Source organism: Hyunsoonleella aquatilis (assembly GCF_014270105.1).
GTDB lineage: Bacteria > Bacteroidota > Bacteroidia > Flavobacteriales > Flavobacteriaceae > Jejuia > Jejuia aquatilis.
Genome location: NZ_JACNMF010000006.1, coordinates 1 through 17,830, shown reverse-complemented (window position 1 = coordinate 17,830; position 17,830 = coordinate 1). Strand labels below are relative to the sequence as shown.

Sequence of the window (17,830 nt, the reverse complement as noted above, 5' to 3'; positions counted from 1 at the left end):
TTTATTTTTCAAATTAATGAAATCGTGAATATAGATACTTCACTATTCAATTCCTGTCCCGAAACCTCCTGATTGGGGATTTCAAATATTTAGCCTGCACTAAGCGCAGTCGAAGTGTTCAATCCCTAATGCAACCTATCCGGTAGCTTTTTGGTTTTCCAAAACCAAGGGCATATTTTGGTTTGATTATTGCTATATTTAGTCCATTGAAACCATAGATGAAACTAAGAACCCCATCCTTACGTACCCGTATTTTTATCGTTATGATTCTGCTTGTGGTACTCGCTTCGGTACTTATCGCCGCAGTGGCCATTTATCAGTATAATGAAGAAACTACCGATTATCATACACAACGGTTACAACGAAAAGAGGACAATATAAAAACCCATTTGCGCAGGGTGTTGAACGGCAGACAGAACACTTGGGAAGTAAAAACAAGGAATATCCCCCTAATTTTTAAGGATCAAATCAGCAATATTGCCGACATCCATAAGCTGCAAATCAATTTATATGATTTGGAAGGTAATTTGTTGATTACCTCAAAAGCCGACCTAAAACCGAACGAAGCCGACAAGTGTATTGAAACAGAAATACTAAATACTATTTCTAATAGGCCCTCCCATCGCTTTGTGGATAAAATTGAGGAAAACGGTGAAGCCTATCAATCCTCCTATACATATTTGTACGATAACCGGTCTAAACCTCTTGCAATTTTAAACCTGCCTTATTTAGAAAAAGATGATTTTCTGGCACGGGAGCTGAGTGAGTTTTTAGGGCGTTTGGGCTATGCATACTTGTTTATATTGGGTGCCGCAATCGCTATTGCCTTTTTCCTATCCAGTTATATTACCAAATCCTTGAAGACCATTAGTGATAAAATCAATGCTACTAGGTTGGAAAAGCGGAATGAAAAAATCGTTATTGACGATACCAGCGAAGAGATTTCAACGCTAGTCAATTCCTATAATTCAATGATTGACGAATTGGAGGAAAGTGCAGTAAAACTGGCGACGAGCGAACGCGAACAGGCCTGGCGTGAAATGGCAAAACAGGTGGCGCACGAGATTAAAAATCCTTTGACCCCGATGCGCTTAACGGTACAAAATTTCCAAAGGAAGTTTAACCCAGATGATGAAAATATCACCACAAAGGTTGATGAATACAGTAAAACCCTAATTCAGCAGATTGATACAATGAGCTCGATTGCCTCGGCATTTTCAAACTTTGCTAAAATGCCGGCACAGAAAAACGAAACCCTAAATGTGGTGAACATTGTAAAGCTGGCACTGGAAATTTTCAACGAGGATTATATCGTATTCACTTCGGATAAAAAAGAGATAATTGCTAAATTTGATAGGACACAATTAATCCGTGTGGTAACCAATTTGGTGAAGAATGGCATCCAGGCTACAACAGATGATAAAACACCCCAAATTGTGGTGCACGTTAGCGAAAAGGACACCGATGTGCATATCACGGTTGCGGACAATGGTACAGGAGTTTCAGAGGAGAATAAAAGTAAGGTTTTCGAACCCAAGTTTACTACAAAAACCAGTGGGATGGGCTTAGGTTTGGCTATGGTCAAAAACATAGTAGAAACGTATAATGGCACTATTTCTTTTGAGTCTGAAAAAGGTAAGGGTACTGTGTTTAAAGTTGTGTTTCCAAAAGGATAAGTACTAGTTTCATATATTCAAATTATGGGTTATAATAATATTTTAGTTCAATCGGAAGACGGTATTGCAACAATAACCATCAATCGACCTAAAAAGTTGAATGCGTTAAATCAAGAAACAATTCAAGAGTTACATGAGGCATTTAATGTTACAGATGAAGATAAAGACACAAAAGTTATAATTGTGACTGGAAGTGGAGAAAAGGCTTTTGTTGCGGGTGCCGACATTAGTGAATTCGCCGATTTCAACGTAGAAGAAGGCACGCATTTAGCGACCAATGGTCAAAAAATACTTTTTGATTTTGTGGAGAATTTATCCACCCCGGTTATCGCAGCCGTCAACGGTTTTGCATTAGGCGGCGGATTGGAACTTGCCATGGCATGCCATTTTAGAGTAGCCAGTGATAATGCCAAAATGGGCTTGCCCGAAGTGTCTTTGGGGCTTATTCCGGGTTATGGGGGTACGCAACGGTTGCCTCAACTTGTAGGCAAAGGGCGCGCAATGGAACTGATTATGACGGGTAGTATGATTGATGCCAACCAGGCTTTAAATTATGGTCTTGTCAACCATGTGACGTCTCAGGAAGAATTGTTGCCGCTGTGTCATAAAATAGCACTTAAAATTCTGCAAAATTCACCCGTAGCTATTGGAGCTGCGGTTAGGGCAATTAATGCCAGCACTAAAAAAGGCGTTAATGGTTTTCAAACTGAAATTACCGAATTTGGTAACTGTTTTGGTACCGAAGATTTTGAAGAGGGTACTACCGCATTTTTAGAAAAACGGAAGGCTGATTTCCCTGGGCGATAATTGTTTGATTCCCTAATACACCAAAAACGTCAGCCAAGCCATTGTGACTAGAGTCAAGATAATAAACAAGGGCAAAATAAATTTCAACCATTTATCAAATCCAATGTTGACGATGGCCAAGGCAGCTAAAATTAATCCGGTAGGGTTAATTAAGAAAAACAGCCCCATGCCGTAATTGTAGGCATCTACAATGATTTCTCTACCAATATTTACGGTTTCAGCCAAAGGCGACATAATGGGCATGGTCAACACCGCCATACCGGATGATGAAGGCATAAAAAAGGATAACCCGCTATAAATAAACAACATAACATTGGCAAAAACGCCTTTATGCATCCCTTCGGTTATGGTGCTGGCATGGAATAAAATAGTATCGCTAATAAGGCCGTCTTCCATTAAAATAGTGATGCCTCGGGCTATGCCCACGATAAAAGCTACGCTCAACAAATCCGCAGCCCCTTTAACAAAGGTTTCAATAAAGATACGTTCCTTGATTTGGCCTATAAACCCAATGAGGATAGCGCCTATCAAAAATACGGTGGTCATTTCCACAAACCACCAATCGAGAAAAGATACACCCACGATCATAATGATAAAACAAAGTGAAAACACCATAGTAATTAACCTTAACCTATTGGTGAATACTACATCCTTGCCATTCGTTTTCATTCCAAAAAGGGCTTCAATTTCTTCTTTTTGCGAATAAACAAAGGATTTAGAAGGGTCTGCTTTGACCTTTTTGGCATATCTCAAAATGTAAAAAATAGTGATGGCAACACAGATAATCAGCATAATTAATCTGTTTTGAAGCCCACTGGTCCAACTGATTCCAGCGGCATCCGAAGCAATTATCGTTGAAAATGGATTTATAGTGGAACACATAGTCCCGATTGCAGAACCTAGAAAAACGCAAGCCAAGCCAGTAAGTGCATCATACCTAGCAGCAAGAAATACGGGAATCAAAATGGGATAAAACGCCATGGTTTCTTCAGCTAGACCAAATGTAGTGCCCCCTGCCGCTATTAGAGTAGTAACCAAAATTATTAAAATAAACTCCCTGCCTTTTAAGGTTTTGGCCATCCACGAAATTCCTGCATCAAATGCTCCCGTTGCATTCATTATGCCAATCAGCCCACCAATGATAAGTATCAAAAATATAATATCCGCGGCCGCGATAATGCCTTTGACGGGAGATTTGGCCAGCTCTGCCCATCCCTGCGGATTGGGAGGCAGTTCCTTGTAAGTGTTGGGGATACCAATGGGTTTATAAATATCGCCATTGGTAAATTTTTCAATGGGAATGTTTACTCCAAGGGAATCCAAAATGTTCTGGGTAGCTGGTAAGATCTTGGTTTTATCCAAACTTTTTATCTGAAGCGCATTTCTAGAGACATCATAACCCAAGCTATCGTATTTTCCAGAAGGCACTAACCAAGTCAATACAGCTACGAAAACAGCAATTAAAATAAGAATGGTTTGTGCTGATGGGAACTTTAGTTTTTTCATATGAAATTTGGCCTGTTTTCTAGACAATTCATTTGCTGGGCGATAGTGAAAAGCTAAGTTAATTGATTTTTTTGCAAAGCCAGCTTGGGTTCACCTGATTTGTTGATAACCTGTCTCTGTTTTAACAATTTTGAATGTGATTTATGAGTAATTTTAAAGAGTCAGGTGTCCCCATTTACACTTTAAATTTTAGTTTTATGAACCCCAAGTCTGTTATAAAAGGACGTGGCGCACAGCTTAACGTCCCAAATCGTTTTTTCGAAATACACCACGAAATGCGCGACGATTTTCTTGAATTTTGCCAAAAAGAAGGCGAGGTGGCCGACAAAAACAAAACGAAGTATTTAGAAGTATTTCCGAAAACTATCGTCAACAAAGTAGAAAGTCCAGATGTTGGGATGCGGTATTCCATGAACCCCTACCAAGGTTGTGAACACGGCTGTATTTATTGCTACGCCCGAAACACTCACGAATATTGGGGCTATAGTCCTGGGTTGGATTTTGAACGTCGTATTTTAGTAAAAAAAGATGCGCCAAAATTACTGGAGCAACTGCTAAAAAAGAAAAGTTGGAAGGCTCAAACCATTGTGCTGTCAGGGAATACGGATTGTTATCAGCCTGCAGAACAAAAATTCAAAATCACCAGACAATGTTTGGAAATATTTTTAAAATACAGGCATCCCGTTGGAATTATAACAAAAAATACTAGAATTTTGGAGGATTTGGATGTTTTGATGGCACTGGCAGAAGACAATTTAGTGGGTGTAAACATTTCTATTACTTCCCTTTCAGAAGATACTAGGCGTATTTTGGAGCCAAGAACAGCAACAATAAAAAAGCGCCTGGAAACCGTAAATTTGCTAAGCAACAAAGGTATTCCGGTTAATGTAATGATTGCCCCAATTATACCGTCAATCAATAGCCATGAAATTTTATCTATAGCAAAGGCAGCTTCAGATAACGGAGCAGTATCCATTGGTCATACCGTTGTAAGGTTGAACGGTGCGATTGGCCAAATATTTACAGATTGGATCAAAAAAACCATGCCGGATAGAGCCGATAAGGTACTGCACCAAATTGAAGATTGCCACGGGGGTACGTTGAATGATTCCCGATATGGCACAAGAATGCACGGCGAAGGCAAAATTGCCGAGCAAATCAATAAAATGATGGCACTGGCGAAAATCAAGTACTTTAAGGATAAAGGTATGCCACGATTGAATGGAGAGTTGCACGACTCCTTTAAGGACGGACAACTAAAACTGTTTTAAGGTTATAAAAAAAGCGGGCAATCGCCCGCTCTTCATCATAAATTCATTGAGATAATTGACTAAATATACTCTACAAATGTTCTTCCTTTGGATTTATAGACTATCTTGTAATTTCCTTCTTCTAAGCCTGTTAGCTTGTAAATTCTTTCAATTACTTTGGTGTTTTCAATAGTTTCGGCATATACCAGTTCTTCTGTTGAGCCGAAATCACTGTTTTCAAAATAAATCTTTATTGAAAGAGGAGATCTATCCAAGGCTAACTTGGTAACAAAAACCTTATCACTCTTTATGCGGGTTACAGGCTTATAAAAAGTCTGGATCATACTTTTGTCAAATGATACGTCAAGGCCCTTTACAGTTAAAGGAATGACATTGATTTCTACATCTTTATCCAGTTCTACAATGTAACTTCCGTTTGGGAGTTTGGTGAAATCGAACCCCTTAGTATAGTTTCCAGATTTCTGAATCGACTCTTTATACAGAATGACACCATTTTGATCCTTAATAGTAAAAAGGTTACCTTCCTTAACGTTAGTTAAAGTAAGAACAATTCTATCGTCCTCATTAGTTGAGGCGTAGAATAAGGACTCGTTTGCGTATCCAATAACCGTGGCAAATAGAGCTACCATTAAGAATACTTTTTTTGAATGTTTAATCACGTTTTTCATAATTTGGGTTTTTAACGTTGAACACTTCAAAAGTAAGATGATCCTTTGGGGTGTAAAACATTGATATTGATATATTTATATGTAAAATTACCCGTTAAATTTGTGTTAGTTTTAGGTTAAGTTAATATGGTATATTGTAGGGTTAATATGATATAATTGTAATAGTTGATGGCTTTTCAGGAGTTGGGCTTAATTTCCTTAATGAAATTTTAACAATGCATGTGCAGAAAACAAAGATTAATAAAACCTGGTGAGCATTTTAAACAAAAAATTATAAGGAAGTTCAAGTAATTTTGGGGCGCCAAGTATTATTTAGAGAACACTTTGCACGACTAAAATACTTTACCCAGGCAAATTTTGCTTATTTTAAGCGCAACATCCTATCGAAAACTTTCGGGACGAATTTGAAAGAGTTTTATCAAAATCCCTAAAGGCTAAAGCACTCTTTAAAAATGAGGCATAAAAAAAGTGGGCCACCACAGCCCACTTTCAACCAACTAAACTAAATAAGACATTAAAATTAATTATTAATGTATACTGTAATTCTCTTCTTGAGAATAATAAACTATTTTAAAGTTTCCTTTTCTGGAGCGTTTGTAAATACGCTCCAAGTGTTAGGTACTCTATATGCTTTCAAAGAATACTAATCCCTAAGCGTCCAAAAACGCTGTTGTATCCTTCATAGTATACTCCGTCTTTCTCGATCGATTCCTTATAAAGTATAGAACCATTAGAATCTTTATTAGAAAGGAGTTTACCTTGTTTTACGTTTGAAAGAACGAAAGCTACTTTTTTTGCATCTTTTAAAATGATTTTATCAGTGTCATAAACGTAACCCATAACCGTAGCCACAGTTGCTAAAATCAGGATTACTTTTTTTGACTTGATAAATACGTTCTTCATGATTTGGGATTTGTCACGCTTTACTCTGCAAAGATATGGGCCAAATAGGTGCTGGAAAACATCAATTTTGGCATATTTATATGCTATTTTAACTGTTAAATCAATGTTAATAAACCGTGAAGTTAATTTAGCATACATTTGTGATAATTAAGAATATAATGTATGCATAATAAATGGTAAATTTGTTTTAAAATTGCTGCCCATGATTAATAAGAAACCTACATTTAAAAAGCTTTCCCCTTCCTTTGGCAATAGTATATTGGTGAATCAGCACACGGATAAACAGGACAGAAACGAAATGTTTTGGCACTTTCATCCTGAATTGGAACTTATATATGTAAACCAAGGCCAAGGGAAAACGCATATAGGCAATCATTTATCCTATTTTAACAATAGTCAGTTGATTTTGATCGGGTCAAATTTACCCCACAATGGTTTTACGGATAGATTGACAGCGGAAGGCATTGAGACTACCGTTCAGTTCAAACCTGACTTTTTAGGCAAGGACTTCTTTGAAAGTGTACAAGAGGCTGGTGCCATAATTTCGTTGTTTGAAAAGGCAAAAAAAGGCATCAAGTTTAATAGAACTGCCAAGAATACCGTCGGGCCTAAGATTGAAAAATTAAATGATTATGACGGTTTTGAAAGAATTTTAAAACTACTTGAGATTTTGCAATATCTGGCCATAACAGATGACTATACCATTTTGAATGCCGAAGGCTTGGTTTTTGAGACAGAGCCACAGGATACTGACAAGATCAAAACTATTTATAAATACGTAAACGCCAATTTTCAGGAACATATTGCTTTGGAGGAAATTGCAGATAAGGTAAGTATGACCGTACCTGCATTTTGCCGTTATTTCAAGAAAACTACTGGAAAGACATTTACCCAATTGGTTAACGAATACCGAGTGGTGCATGCTACAAAGCTACTCAACGAAAGTAATATGAGTATAGCAGACATTTGTTACGAGTGCGGGTTCAATAACTTTTCGCATTTCAACAAACAGTTTAATGAGATTATTGGTAAAAGTGCCTCCAATTACCGTAAGGAGATAAAGCATATTATTCAGTAGTAAAAGTACGAGTTGTATGGACAAAATTGACAAAACCATTGCGTATTACAATACTAAAATCGATGGCATTTTGGAATTTATAAATTCCAACGATAATTTAACTGTGGAACAAGTCATAGAAAAAGGAGAAGAATTATCCATTTTGGAATACAAGCTAACAGCGTTGGAAGTGGCAAAGGAAAATTGAGGAACCGCAGATTATAACTCATTGAGGAACTGTTTCATTTTATGAGGCAGTTTTTTATTGGAATAATTTTGAGAGCATATTATCTAGGGAGAATAATCTTTATAAAATGAAAAAGGTGGACGAGATGTCCACCTTTTTGCCCCAAATCTACCATAAACTTAACCTACTTATGTTATGGTGGTTCAAAGATAGAAGGGTAGTAGAGATTGTTAAAATATTTTGGCTAAAGTGCTAGATAAATTGGCTTAACCGAGGTAATGCTAGAAAATACGGTTAAACTGCACGGTACGGGGATTTCCAGAAGAAAGCTGAAATTAAATTGAAAGCGGTATAAATAAAAAAAGGCGAACAGATGTTCACCTTTTTTTGCCCCAAATCTACCATGAACTTAACCTACTTATGTTATGGTGAGACCAATTTATATCTATTTAAGATAACCAGAATATTTATTAGATGAATAGCGTATTTATCGGATAAAATACATTTTTTATGGTTGAAGTCGCATTTTTAGCAGTTAAAGCGTTGAATTTTATCGATTTGCTAATTAATAGGCACGTTCGTTATTTCCTTCATAAAAATTAATAAACGCACGATTCACAACACGGTTGCCACCGTCGGTAGGATAGTCACCAGTAAAATACCAGTCGCCCAAGTGCTCCGGACAGGCCTTGTGTAAATTCGCAACCGGCTGAAAAAGAATCTTTACTTCGGCATTAACGGTGCCGTCACTTAGCAATTCCGATATTTTATTCGAAATTTCATCGTCAGTGAAAGGCGCATACACTTCCTTTACAAAGTTTTGAACATTCTTGTCCTCCAAATTTTCCTGGGCCTTACATTTTTTATAAACCTCCTCAATAATATTGTAGATACCCCTTTCTTTTAAAAGCGCAAGGGTTGCCCTAAAAGCCACCAAGTCTTCCAATTTAGCCATATCGATACCATAGCAATCCGGATAGCGAATTTGTGGAGCTGAAGAGACAACCACAATACGTTTAGGATTTAAGCGGTCCAGCATTTTTAGGATACTTTTTTTCAAAGTGGTTCCCCGTACGATACTGTCGTCAATAATCACCAAGTTATCGTTAGGTTTAATAACGCCGTAAGTAACATCATAAACATGAGCTACCAAATCATCCCGACTGCTATCTTCGGTAATAAAAGTTCTTAGCTTTACGTCTTTTATGGCAATCTTCTCTACACGGATCCGCTCAGAAAGGATTTGAGTTACTTTTTCGGAAGAAATACTTCGTTTGCCTTTTAATATATATGAGGTTTTCTCTTTGTTCAATTCCGATTCCGCCGTTTCAATCATACCAAAAAAGGAAGTCTCAGCAGTGTTTGGAATATACGAAAACACAGAGTTTTTAAGATCATTGTCAATGGCTTCCAAAACCTTTGGCATTAATAATTTGCCCAACATTTTTCGTTCTTGGTAAATTTCGGCATCGCTTCCTCTGGAAAAATAGATGCGCTCAAATGAACAGGCCTTCCTTTCCAAAGGCTCTAAAATTTGTTTTATCGAAAATTCACCGGACTTTTTAGTGATAATCGCATGCCCTGGAGGAAGTTCGTTTACGTCATCAAACTTTACATTGAAAACAGTTTGAATAACTGGTCGCTCGGATGCCACAACAATGATTTCGTCGTCCGTGTAATAATAACAAGGCCTGATGCCTGCAGGGTCTCTTAATACAAAGGAATCGCCATGCCCAATTAGTCCGGCCATAGCATAGCCCCCATCCCAGTTTTTTGCCGCGCGCTTTAGTATTTTGCCCACTTTAAGCCGTTCGGCAATTAGCGGGGAAGCTTCCTGTTTGTTGTAACCTTCCTTTTTGAGGTCCTTATAGATTTTGCTGACAGCATCATCTAGAAAATGCCCGATTTTTTCCATTACAGTAATGGTGTCCGTATATTCCTTTGGATGCTGGCCCAATTCAATTAAATTTTGGAAAAGCTCCTTAACATTGGTCATATTAAAGTTTCCCGCCATAATCAGGTTTCGGTGCATCCAGTTGTTCTGTCTTAAAAATGGATGTACGCTCTCCACACTATTTTTTCCAAACGTACCGTAGCGCACATGACCTAAAAGCAGCTCACCAATGTAGGGGATATTTCTTTTTTGAAGCGCAACATCATCATGATATTCAGGGTGCTCCTTAAAGGCTGTGTTCACCCTTTCATTTATTTGGTCAAAAATATCCTGAATCGGCTGTTGAGCAACAGACCTAATCCGGCTAATATAACGTTGCCCAGGTTTAACATCCAGTTTAATACTGGCAAACCCAGCACCGTCCTGCCCACGATTGTGCTGTTTTTCCATCATGAGGTACATTTTGTTTACCCCATAAAATGCACTGCCGTATTTTTCCTTGTAATACTCCAAAGGTTTTAACAACCTTATCATTGCAATGCCGCATTCGTGTTTAATGGCGTCACTCATATCAATAATTATATCAAATAAAAACGCACTCGTTTAGAGTGCGATACATTATGTTAATTCAATTTCAAACTGCGTCAGTTGTTTAAACTGCAATAATCGTTTTTCCACCTCTCGGGGGGTTAAATTTTGCATCCGCTCGGTGCCAAATTTTTCAACACAGAACGATGCCAATGTTGAACCAAGAATGACTGCGTTTTTCATGTTGTCAAATGAATAGTCATTGGTTTTGGCCAAATATCCCGCAAATCCACCGGCAAATGTATCTCCAGCCCCAGTAGGGTCAAATACTTCTTCTAGCGGTAATGCCGGGGCATAAAATACTTCACCATTGTGAAATAACAATGCGCCGTGCTCACCTTTTTTTATCACTACATATTTTGGGCCCATTTCATGAATTTTTCTTGCGGCAACCACTAGCGAGTACTCCCCAGTTAGCTGACGGGCTTCTTCATCATTAATGGTAATAACGTCAATTCGTTTTATTACATTGATTAAATCGTCCCAAGCATTGTCCATCCAAAAATTCATGGTATCCAAAATTGTCAACTTTGGCCTTTTCTTCATTTGGTCCAATATACTGCTTTGGACGAGTGGATGCAGGTTTCCTAACATCACTACTTCGGCATCCTTGTAGTCTTCTGGAACAACAGGTTTAAAATCGGCAAGTGTATTTAGCTCCGTTATTAGAGTGTCCCTTGTATTCATGTCATTATGATACCGACCACTCCAAAAAAATGTTTTGCCCTCCTTCACGATTTCGATTCCCGAGATATCAAGGTTTTTATTCGATAACAGGTCTAAATATTCCTGTGGGAAATCGCCACCAACCACAGATACCAAAGTGGCATCCACATTAAAATTTGAAGCAGAAAGGCCAATAAAGGTTGCAGCACCACCAAGGATTTTATCGGTTTTACCGAATGGCGTTTCAATAGCATCAAATGCTACGGTGCCAACAATTACTAATTTGCCCATGAAGAGGAATCCTGATTTTTTGCAAATATAAGTTATTTAAATGCTTAAACCATATTATTTTTTGAACAGAGATGGGCACTAAAACTAACGCTATTTTCGCCCAAAATCAGCAGGGATCTCACCCCAAGCTTTGGTTTCCCATTTAACGATTGTAGTGGTGTAAGTATTGTTTTTGAGCCAATCTACAGCTCGGTCCACCAACTCAAAAACAGGCTTGTTCTTTTCGCTTCTTGCCAGCTTGGTATTGCATTTTTTCTTTTTTACCCAACTTATTGCAGTCCTGGAATCTGTGTAAACAATACGATCACTTTTCTTTTTTTTCAATAGGGCAAGGGCGTGAACGATGGCTAAAAACTCGCCAATATTATTAGTGCCTTCCTCAAATGGGCCTTGGATAAACAGTTGCTTTTTGGTTTTAGTGTCCACACCGCGGTATTCCATTTTGCCTGGGTTTCCCGAAGACGCGGCATCCACTGCAATGGAATTGTAATTGGGTTGGCCAATTTTTTTCAATTGTTCTTCTGAAAGTTCACTCTTAAAGGTTTTGTTTTTTCCAATGTAATCTTTGTAGTTACCTTTCAGAGCTTTTTTGGCAGCTTCAAATGTAGCAAAGGATTTATAGACAGCACCCTCAAAATTTGTGACTTGGGCTTTGCAGTCCTCCCAGGTTTCAAAAACCCCGGTGTGGTGGCCTTTCCAAACAGTGTAGTATTTCTTTTTTTTCTTGCTCATTTTGATGGTGGCTGAGGTTCTCGAAGCCACAATTATTTTTCTTAAGATGGCACTTCGAGAGCCTCAGCGCCCAAAAGCCGAGCAACCACCTTAGGAAAGTGTGCCATCTCCAACTCATGAATCTTTTCAGCAACATCTTCAGCTGTATCATCTTTAGAAACATTACATTTCGCCTGAAAAATAATTGCGCCCTCGTCATAATTTTCATTTACGTAATGAATAGTGATGCCCGTTTCAGTTTCGCCATTGGCGACAACGGCCTCGTGGACGTGCATCCCGTACATTCCCTTTCCTCCAAACTTGGGCAATAATGCGGGATGTACATTGATCACTTTATTGGGAAACTCATTTAAAATAAACTCAGGAAACTTCCATAAAAAACCCGCCAAAACAATTAAATCTGGTTGGGATGCCTTTAAGATATTTAACACATCATCTGATTTTGAAAAGGCTATCCTGTTGAATGATAGTGCGCTAACTTTTAAATTTTTGGCACGTTCCAAAACTTTGGCACGGGGATTGTTGGTCAGTACTTGAATAACAGATGCATTATCGCTGTTGTGAAAAAACCTGATTAAATTTTCAGCATTAGTACCACTTCCGGACGCAAAAATTACAATACGTTTCATTTACAGACTATAGTGTTAAAGATTGTTCAAACAAAAAGAACTGGTTTGGGCTTTTTTATTGGCGCGAAAAATAGGGATTTTTTGCTCAATTGAAGACTTTTTTGAATTGCATAGTTTCGCTATGGAATGATAAAAAGGCAAAAAGTGGGTGAAAAAGAGCATTTTGGAGCCAATTAAAAAAAGTTTAAGCCAGTTCAGAGAATAATTATTAACAATTAGCTGGTAATTCATAATTACTTAATTCGAATTTTTCGTAAATTACGAACACATTTTTAACGTAAAAGCACGGATTAAAATAAAGTTTTTTATTTTTGCCAACTAATTAAACCATTAAAATTACAAGATTATGTCAGACATTGCATCAAGAGTTAAAGCGATTATTGTAGACAAGTTAGGAGTAGATGAAAACGAAGTAGTTGCTGAAGCTAGCTTCACTAACGATTTGGGAGCAGACTCTTTAGACACTGTAGAATTAATTATGGAGTTTGAGAAAGAATTCGATATTCAAATTCCGGATGATCAAGCTGAGAACATTGCTACAGTTGGTCAAGCTATCTCTTATATAGAAGAAGCAAAATAAGCATAACATTTTATGGAACTAAAGCGCGTTGTAGTCACAGGATTAGGAGCTTTAACCCCGATTGGCAATACCAAGGACGAATATTGGCAAGGCTTAATTGGTGGTAAAAGCGGTGCTGCGCCTATAACATATTATGACACCGAAAAATTCAAGACCAAATTCGCTTGCGAGGTCAAGAATTTTGATGCGACCGAGTTTATCGACAGAAAAGAAGCTCGCAAAATGGATAAGTTTGCGCAATATGCTATGGTAGCTTCGGACGAAGCTATTGCAGATGCCAAACTGGACGTTGATGCGGTAGATAAATTGCGCGTTGGTGTAATATGGGGAGCGGGTATTGGAGGCCTTGAAACCTTTCAGCAAGAAGTTTTGAACTTTGCTGGAGGCGATGGTACCCCGAGATTTAATCCTTTCTTTATTCCTAAAATGATTGCAGATATAGCACCTGCAAACATCTCCATAAAATATGGTTTTATGGGGCCTAATTATACCACGGTTTCTGCCTGTGCCTCTTCGGCAAATGCATTGTTCGATGCCTTGAACATGATACGTTTGGGTCATTGCGATGTGATTGTAACAGGAGGAAGTGAAGCAGCAGTAACCATTGCCGGTATGGGTGGTTTTAATGCCATGCATGCCCTGTCCACTAGAAATGAAAGCCCAGAAACGGCATCTCGTCCTTTTGACGCAACAAGGGATGGCTTTGTTTTGGGAGAAGGTGCTGGAGCACTTGTTCTAGAGGAGTACGAGCATGCCAAGGCAAGAGGGGCAAAAATATATGCCGAAGTAGCAGGGGGTGGTTTATCCTCTGACGCTTATCATATGACTGCACCTCATCCAGAGGGCATTGGTGTAGTTGAAGTCATGAAAAATTGTTTAGAGAACGCAGGTTTAAAACCTGAAGATGTAGATCATATAAACACACATGGCACTTCAACACCGTTAGGCGATGTAGCCGAGTTAAAGGCGATTTCCAAAGTGTTTGGGGACCATGCCAAAAACATCAATATAAATTCAACCAAATCAATGACCGGGCATCTTTTGGGAGCAGCCGGAGCTATTGAAGCTATTTCCAGTATTTTGGCAATAGAAAATGGGATTGTACCTCCAACAATTAATCATACAACCGTTGACGAGAATATCGATCCAGAGTTGAATTTAACATTGAACAAGGCACAAAAAAGAGATGTAAAGGTTGCCATGAGTAATACCTTCGGATTTGGCGGTCATAACGCCTGTGTAGTATTCAAGAAAACAGATTAAATCCCGAGTGCAATAAACCATAACGATAAATTAATTTTTACATATGAAACTTGGTTTATTACATCTGACATTAAGCTAAACTATTGCAAATCAGATGAAAAACATTCGTAACATATTAAATTCCCGTTCCAAGCGAAACGGGAATTTTTTTGTGCGATTAACTAAGATTTTAGGCTATAAACCCAAGAAGATAGAAATTTACCAGACGGCTTTTACCCACCGTTCTATGAACATAAGGGACAAAATGGGAAACGCCATCAATTATGAGCGCATGGAATTTCTCGGGGATGCCATGCTTAGTGCCGTTATAGCTTCACATTTATTTCAGGAAGTACCGGGGGGAGATGAGGGCTATTTGACTAAAATGCGCTCAAAAGTAGTTAGTCGCGAACACCTCAATGAACTGGGAAAAGAGCTCAATTTGATTGAACTCGTAGAAAGTAAAATTCCTGCCGGACAGTTTGGTGATAATATTCATGGCAATTTATTTGAAGCTTTGGTTGGAGCCATTTTTCTCGATAGAGGGTATAAGTACTGTGAAAAATTTATCTACAAGCGCATTATAGATCCCCATGTGGATATCGAACAATTGGAAGGTAAGGTCATCAGCTATAAGAGCTTATTGATTGAATGGTGCCAAAAGGAAAAAAAGTTGTTTGGATATAATGTTTATGAGGACACCGGAAATGATGACGTAAGACATTTTTCGGTAAAATTGTCCATAGACGACAAAATTGTTGCCAAAGCAAGAGCTACCTCCAAGAAAAAAGCAGAGGAAAAGGCATCAAAACGTGCATTTTTTGCGTTTCAAAGTAAAATGTCTAAAATGATATAAGCAAAAGGAACGCAACTATAACGTTTTAGTTCATTTTTCATATTAAGAAACGGTAAATCGGTTTACTTCTAAATAGAAATAGCACTATATTTACACGCGAATAAGTCAGGTTATGGCAGTACACAAACTTATTTTAGATGATATTTTTGAAGATATTTCGTGTACGTTGATTGCTTTGCACTGTACTATCGAAGACTATCGTTTGGCCTATCTTTTAAATAAAAATCTAAGTATTAATTTAACGAGAAAAGCCGAAGATTTAGATTTCAACAAAGGCATGAGCAAGTATTCCATTTACGAATGGGAGGATAAAAAGCAACTCATGACCTGGAATTTGGTTTCCAATATTTGTAAAACGGAAACCGAGGTAGAAATGGATTACCAAACCTTGTTTAATACGCAACAAAAAATCATCAAAACCTATCATTTGATTCCCGAATATAGGAAGGTGAATTATTTTTTGAAGATAGACAGTGAGTTTAACGGTAACAAGGAAAAGTATTTTATAAATAACCTTCTTAAGATTTCGCATATAGCCATGGCGTATGCTATTGATGTAAACCGATTGAAATCTAAGGAGAATTTAATTTTTGATTAATGGCGCAGACAAAAAAAACCAAAATAGTTGCAACATTAGGTCCAGCAACCAGTACGAAGGAAGTATTGAAGGGGATGCTGGACGAAGGTGCTAATGTATTCCGGATAAATTTTTCGCATGCCAATTACGAGGACGTTAAGGAGCGCATTGGCATGATTAGGGAGTTGAATGAGGAGTTCGGTTATAACGCCGCGATTTTAGCCGATTTACAGGGGCCAAAACTTCGCGTTGGTGTAATGAAGGAAGAAGTGATTGTAAATCCAGGTGATGAAATTATTTTTGCCACAGGAAAGCGTTTTGAAGGTACCAAGGAGCGCGTGTACATGACATACGATAATTTTCCGCAGGATGCAAAAGCAGGAGAGCGTATCCTATTAGATGATGGAAAATTGATTTTTGAAGTAGTGTCCACTGATAAAAAATCTGAGGTAAAAGCAAGAGTTATCCAAGGTGGCCCTTTAAAATCTAAGAAGGGAGTAAACCTTCCAAATACGGATATATCGCAGCCAGCACTGACAGAGAAGGATATTGAAGATGCTATTTTTGCAGTAAGTCAGGACGTGGATTGGATTGCATTGTCCTTTGTACGCCATGCGGAAGATTTGATGCAACTTCGCGATTTGATAAAGGAGCACAGCGATTATAAAATCCCGATTGTTGCAAAAATCGAAAAACCCGAAGCTGTTGAAAATATTGATAAAATCGTCACTCAATGTGACGGTATCATGGTAGCCCGGGGCGATTTGGGTGTTGAGGTACCTGCAGAAGAAGTGCCATTGATTCAAAAGCAGTTAGTACTACGAGCCAAAAAAGCAAGAATCCCTGTAATTATTGCCACACAGATGATGGAAACTATGATTTCCAGCTTAACTCCAACCCGAGCGGAGGTAAACGATGTGGCCAATTCCGTAATGGATGGCGCTGATGCCGTAATGCTCTCGGGGGAAACTTCGGTGGGGCAATATCCCGTACAGGTGATTCGGCAAATGAGTGATATCTTAAAAGGGGTGGAGAATTCCCCTTTGATAAAAGTACCAGAATTACCACCGCATATCCGAACCAATCGCTATATCACAAAATCAGTTTGCTATCATGCCGCGTTAATGGCAAACGAAATCAACGCAAAGGCTATTTCTACACTAACCAATAGTGGGTACACAGCTTTTCAAATTTCCGCTTGGAGACCCTCCTGTCATATTTTGGTCTTCACCTCAAACAAGCGGATTTTGACACGTTTAAGCCTCTTGTGGGGCGTACGTGCCTTTTTCTACGATAAATTTGTTAGTACTGATGAAACTATTGAGGATGTAAACTCCATTGCCTGTAAAAAGGGCTATTTAGATGTTGGCGATATGTTGGTAAGTTTGGCGGCAATGCCGATCCAAGCAAAAGGGATGGTGAATACGTTGAGGGTTACTGAGATTGAGACTTGTAGTTTCTAGTTTTGATCTTACTTTTTAAAGAGGATTATGCCAGAGCAGTAGTCGTTGAAAGATTATGATTAGGGCGTTCCCCTCGATGCCACCTTAGAGCGTTTTATGAAACCCCCGTCCTCGGGTCAGGCTTTCACTACTCAATCCCTCCTTCGTCGGGGATTTCAAACATGCCGTTCAATCCCTAACGCACAGGGTGTTTGCAAAGGTTTTGTGCTAAATTACAGCTTTTGTGTTTTTTGGGTA

General features: G+C 38.5%; 17 protein-coding genes. 10 read left to right on the top strand and 7 right to left on the bottom strand.

Translation table 11 applies throughout. The annotated features are described in order from the left end of the window. The first annotated feature begins 218 nt into the window (after positions 1-218). Both H7U19_RS15375 and H7U19_RS15370 read left to right on the top strand, forming a co-directional pair. A complete protein-coding gene (locus H7U19_RS15375; RefSeq protein WP_186563767.1) occupies positions 219-1,676 on the top strand; it encodes a sensor histidine kinase in 1,458 nt (485 codons plus the stop codon). A gap of 24 nt (positions 1,677-1,700) precedes the next feature. Then, positions 1,701-2,483 (top strand): enoyl-CoA hydratase/isomerase family protein, encoded by a 783-nt coding sequence (locus tag H7U19_RS15370; RefSeq protein WP_186563766.1) that lies wholly within the window; start codon positions 1,701-1,703, stop codon positions 2,481-2,483. 12 nt (positions 2,484-2,495) lie between these two features. On the opposite strand, the gene H7U19_RS15365 is transcribed toward H7U19_RS15370, so the two are convergent. Continuing rightward, positions 2,496-3,989 carry a YfcC family protein gene (locus H7U19_RS15365; RefSeq protein ID WP_186563765.1) on the bottom strand — a complete coding sequence of 498 codons (1,494 nt, stop codon included), beginning with the start codon at positions 3,987-3,989 and terminating at the stop codon, positions 2,496-2,498. A 197-nt stretch (positions 3,990-4,186) separates the two neighbouring features. On the opposite strand from H7U19_RS15365, the gene H7U19_RS15360 reads away from it, so the two are divergent. Further along, positions 4,187-5,260 (top strand): PA0069 family radical SAM protein, encoded by a 1,074-nt coding sequence (locus H7U19_RS15360; RefSeq protein ID WP_186563891.1) that lies wholly within the window; start codon positions 4,187-4,189, stop codon positions 5,258-5,260. Positions 5,261-5,319: 59 nt separating this feature from the next. Here H7U19_RS15360 and H7U19_RS15355 read toward each other — a convergent pair whose 3' ends face one another. Further along, positions 5,320-5,928, bottom strand: a complete 609-nt coding sequence (locus tag H7U19_RS15355; protein WP_186563764.1) for a hypothetical protein — start codon at positions 5,926-5,928, stop codon at positions 5,320-5,322. Positions 5,929-6,561: 633 nt separating this feature from the next. Then, positions 6,562-6,969 carry a hypothetical protein gene (locus H7U19_RS15350; RefSeq protein WP_186563763.1) on the bottom strand — a complete coding sequence of 136 codons (408 nt, stop codon included), beginning with the start codon at positions 6,967-6,969 and terminating at the stop codon, positions 6,562-6,564. A 64-nt stretch (positions 6,970-7,033) separates the two neighbouring features. On the opposite strand from H7U19_RS15350, the gene H7U19_RS15345 reads away from it, so the two are divergent. Together H7U19_RS15345 and H7U19_RS15340 are read left to right on the top strand one after the other, a co-directional pair. After that, positions 7,034-7,909: an AraC family transcriptional regulator gene (locus tag H7U19_RS15345; RefSeq protein ID WP_186563762.1), complete on the top strand. Its 876-nt coding sequence runs from the start codon at positions 7,034-7,036 to the stop codon at positions 7,907-7,909. 16 nt (positions 7,910-7,925) lie between these two features. Continuing rightward, on the top strand, positions 7,926-8,096 hold the full coding sequence (locus H7U19_RS15340) for a hypothetical protein (RefSeq protein WP_186563761.1): 171 nt from the start codon (positions 7,926-7,928) through the stop codon (positions 8,094-8,096). 544 nt (positions 8,097-8,640) lie between these two features. Here the strand turns inward: H7U19_RS15340 and H7U19_RS15335 are convergent. The 4 genes from H7U19_RS15335 to purN all read right to left on the bottom strand — a co-directional run bounded on the left by H7U19_RS15335 (position 8,641) and on the right by purN (position 12,875). Further along, a complete protein-coding gene (locus H7U19_RS15335) occupies positions 8,641-10,539 on the bottom strand; it encodes an amidophosphoribosyltransferase (protein ID WP_186563760.1) in 1,899 nt (632 codons plus the stop codon). A gap of 48 nt (positions 10,540-10,587) precedes the next feature. Further along, positions 10,588-11,514: a PfkB family carbohydrate kinase gene (locus H7U19_RS15330; protein ID WP_186563759.1), complete on the bottom strand. Its 927-nt coding sequence runs from the start codon at positions 11,512-11,514 to the stop codon at positions 10,588-10,590. A 90-nt stretch (positions 11,515-11,604) separates the two neighbouring features. Further along, the gene (locus H7U19_RS15325) at positions 11,605-12,246 is read right to left on the bottom strand and encodes a ribonuclease H1 domain-containing protein (protein WP_186563758.1); all 642 of its coding nucleotides are present in this window, start codon (positions 12,244-12,246) and stop codon (positions 11,605-11,607) included. A 41-nt stretch (positions 12,247-12,287) separates the two neighbouring features. Further along, positions 12,288-12,875, bottom strand: a complete 588-nt coding sequence (gene purN / locus H7U19_RS15320; protein ID WP_186563757.1) for a phosphoribosylglycinamide formyltransferase — start codon at positions 12,873-12,875, stop codon at positions 12,288-12,290. A 346-nt stretch (positions 12,876-13,221) separates the two neighbouring features. Here purN and H7U19_RS15315 point away from each other — a divergent pair, with 346 nt between their 5' ends. From H7U19_RS15315 to pyk, 5 genes are all read left to right on the top strand, one after another. Then, positions 13,222-13,455: an acyl carrier protein gene (locus tag H7U19_RS15315; RefSeq protein ID WP_009778413.1), complete on the top strand. Its 234-nt coding sequence runs from the start codon at positions 13,222-13,224 to the stop codon at positions 13,453-13,455. Positions 13,456-13,467: 12 nt separating this feature from the next. Next, the gene (gene fabF, locus H7U19_RS15310) at positions 13,468-14,718 is read left to right on the top strand and encodes a beta-ketoacyl-ACP synthase II (protein ID WP_186563756.1); all 1,251 of its coding nucleotides are present in this window, start codon (positions 13,468-13,470) and stop codon (positions 14,716-14,718) included. Between the two features lie 94 nt (positions 14,719-14,812). Beyond that, the gene (gene rnc, locus H7U19_RS15305; protein ID WP_186563755.1) at positions 14,813-15,553 is read left to right on the top strand and encodes a ribonuclease III; all 741 of its coding nucleotides are present in this window, start codon (positions 14,813-14,815) and stop codon (positions 15,551-15,553) included. A gap of 112 nt (positions 15,554-15,665) precedes the next feature. Further along, on the top strand, positions 15,666-16,151 hold the full coding sequence (locus H7U19_RS15300; protein ID WP_186563754.1) for an IPExxxVDY family protein: 486 nt from the start codon (positions 15,666-15,668) through the stop codon (positions 16,149-16,151). Then, on the top strand, positions 16,151-17,593 hold the full coding sequence (pyk, locus tag H7U19_RS15295) for a pyruvate kinase (RefSeq protein WP_186563753.1): 1,443 nt from the start codon (positions 16,151-16,153) through the stop codon (positions 17,591-17,593). Before H7U19_RS15300 ends, pyk begins: the two co-directional genes overlap by 1 nt. Positions 17,594-17,830: the final 237 nt, after the last annotated feature.

Coding starts and splice junctions, on each gene's coding strand:
- H7U19_RS15375 (WP_186563767.1), top strand. CDS start 219: ATGAAACTAAGAACCCCATCCTTACGTACCCGTATTTTTATCGTTATG.
- H7U19_RS15370 (WP_186563766.1), top strand. CDS start 1,701: ATGGGTTATAATAATATTTTAGTTCAATCGGAAGACGGTATTGCAACA.
- H7U19_RS15365 (WP_186563765.1), bottom strand. CDS start 3,989: ATGAAAAAACTAAAGTTCCCATCAGCACAAACCATTCTTATTTTAATT.
- H7U19_RS15360 (WP_186563891.1), top strand. CDS start 4,187: ATGAACCCCAAGTCTGTTATAAAAGGACGTGGCGCACAGCTTAACGTC.
- H7U19_RS15355 (WP_186563764.1), bottom strand. CDS start 5,928: ATGAAAAACGTGATTAAACATTCAAAAAAAGTATTCTTAATGGTAGCT.
- H7U19_RS15350 (WP_186563763.1), bottom strand. CDS start 6,969: ATGTATGCTAAATTAACTTCACGGTTTATTAACATTGATTTAACAGTT.
- H7U19_RS15345 (WP_186563762.1), top strand. CDS start 7,034: ATGATTAATAAGAAACCTACATTTAAAAAGCTTTCCCCTTCCTTTGGC.
- H7U19_RS15340 (WP_186563761.1), top strand. CDS start 7,926: ATGGACAAAATTGACAAAACCATTGCGTATTACAATACTAAAATCGAT.
- H7U19_RS15335 (WP_186563760.1), bottom strand. CDS start 10,539: ATGAGTGACGCCATTAAACACGAATGCGGCATTGCAATGATAAGGTTG.
- H7U19_RS15330 (WP_186563759.1), bottom strand. CDS start 11,514: ATGGGCAAATTAGTAATTGTTGGCACCGTAGCATTTGATGCTATTGAA.
- H7U19_RS15325 (WP_186563758.1), bottom strand. CDS start 12,246: ATGAGCAAGAAAAAAAAGAAATACTACACTGTTTGGAAAGGCCACCAC.
- purN (WP_186563757.1), bottom strand. CDS start 12,875: ATGAAACGTATTGTAATTTTTGCGTCCGGAAGTGGTACTAATGCTGAA.
- H7U19_RS15315 (WP_009778413.1), top strand. CDS start 13,222: ATGTCAGACATTGCATCAAGAGTTAAAGCGATTATTGTAGACAAGTTA.
- fabF (WP_186563756.1), top strand. CDS start 13,468: ATGGAACTAAAGCGCGTTGTAGTCACAGGATTAGGAGCTTTAACCCCG.
- rnc (WP_186563755.1), top strand. CDS start 14,813: ATGAAAAACATTCGTAACATATTAAATTCCCGTTCCAAGCGAAACGGG.
- H7U19_RS15300 (WP_186563754.1), top strand. CDS start 15,666: ATGGCAGTACACAAACTTATTTTAGATGATATTTTTGAAGATATTTCG.
- pyk (WP_186563753.1), top strand. CDS start 16,151: ATGGCGCAGACAAAAAAAACCAAAATAGTTGCAACATTAGGTCCAGCA.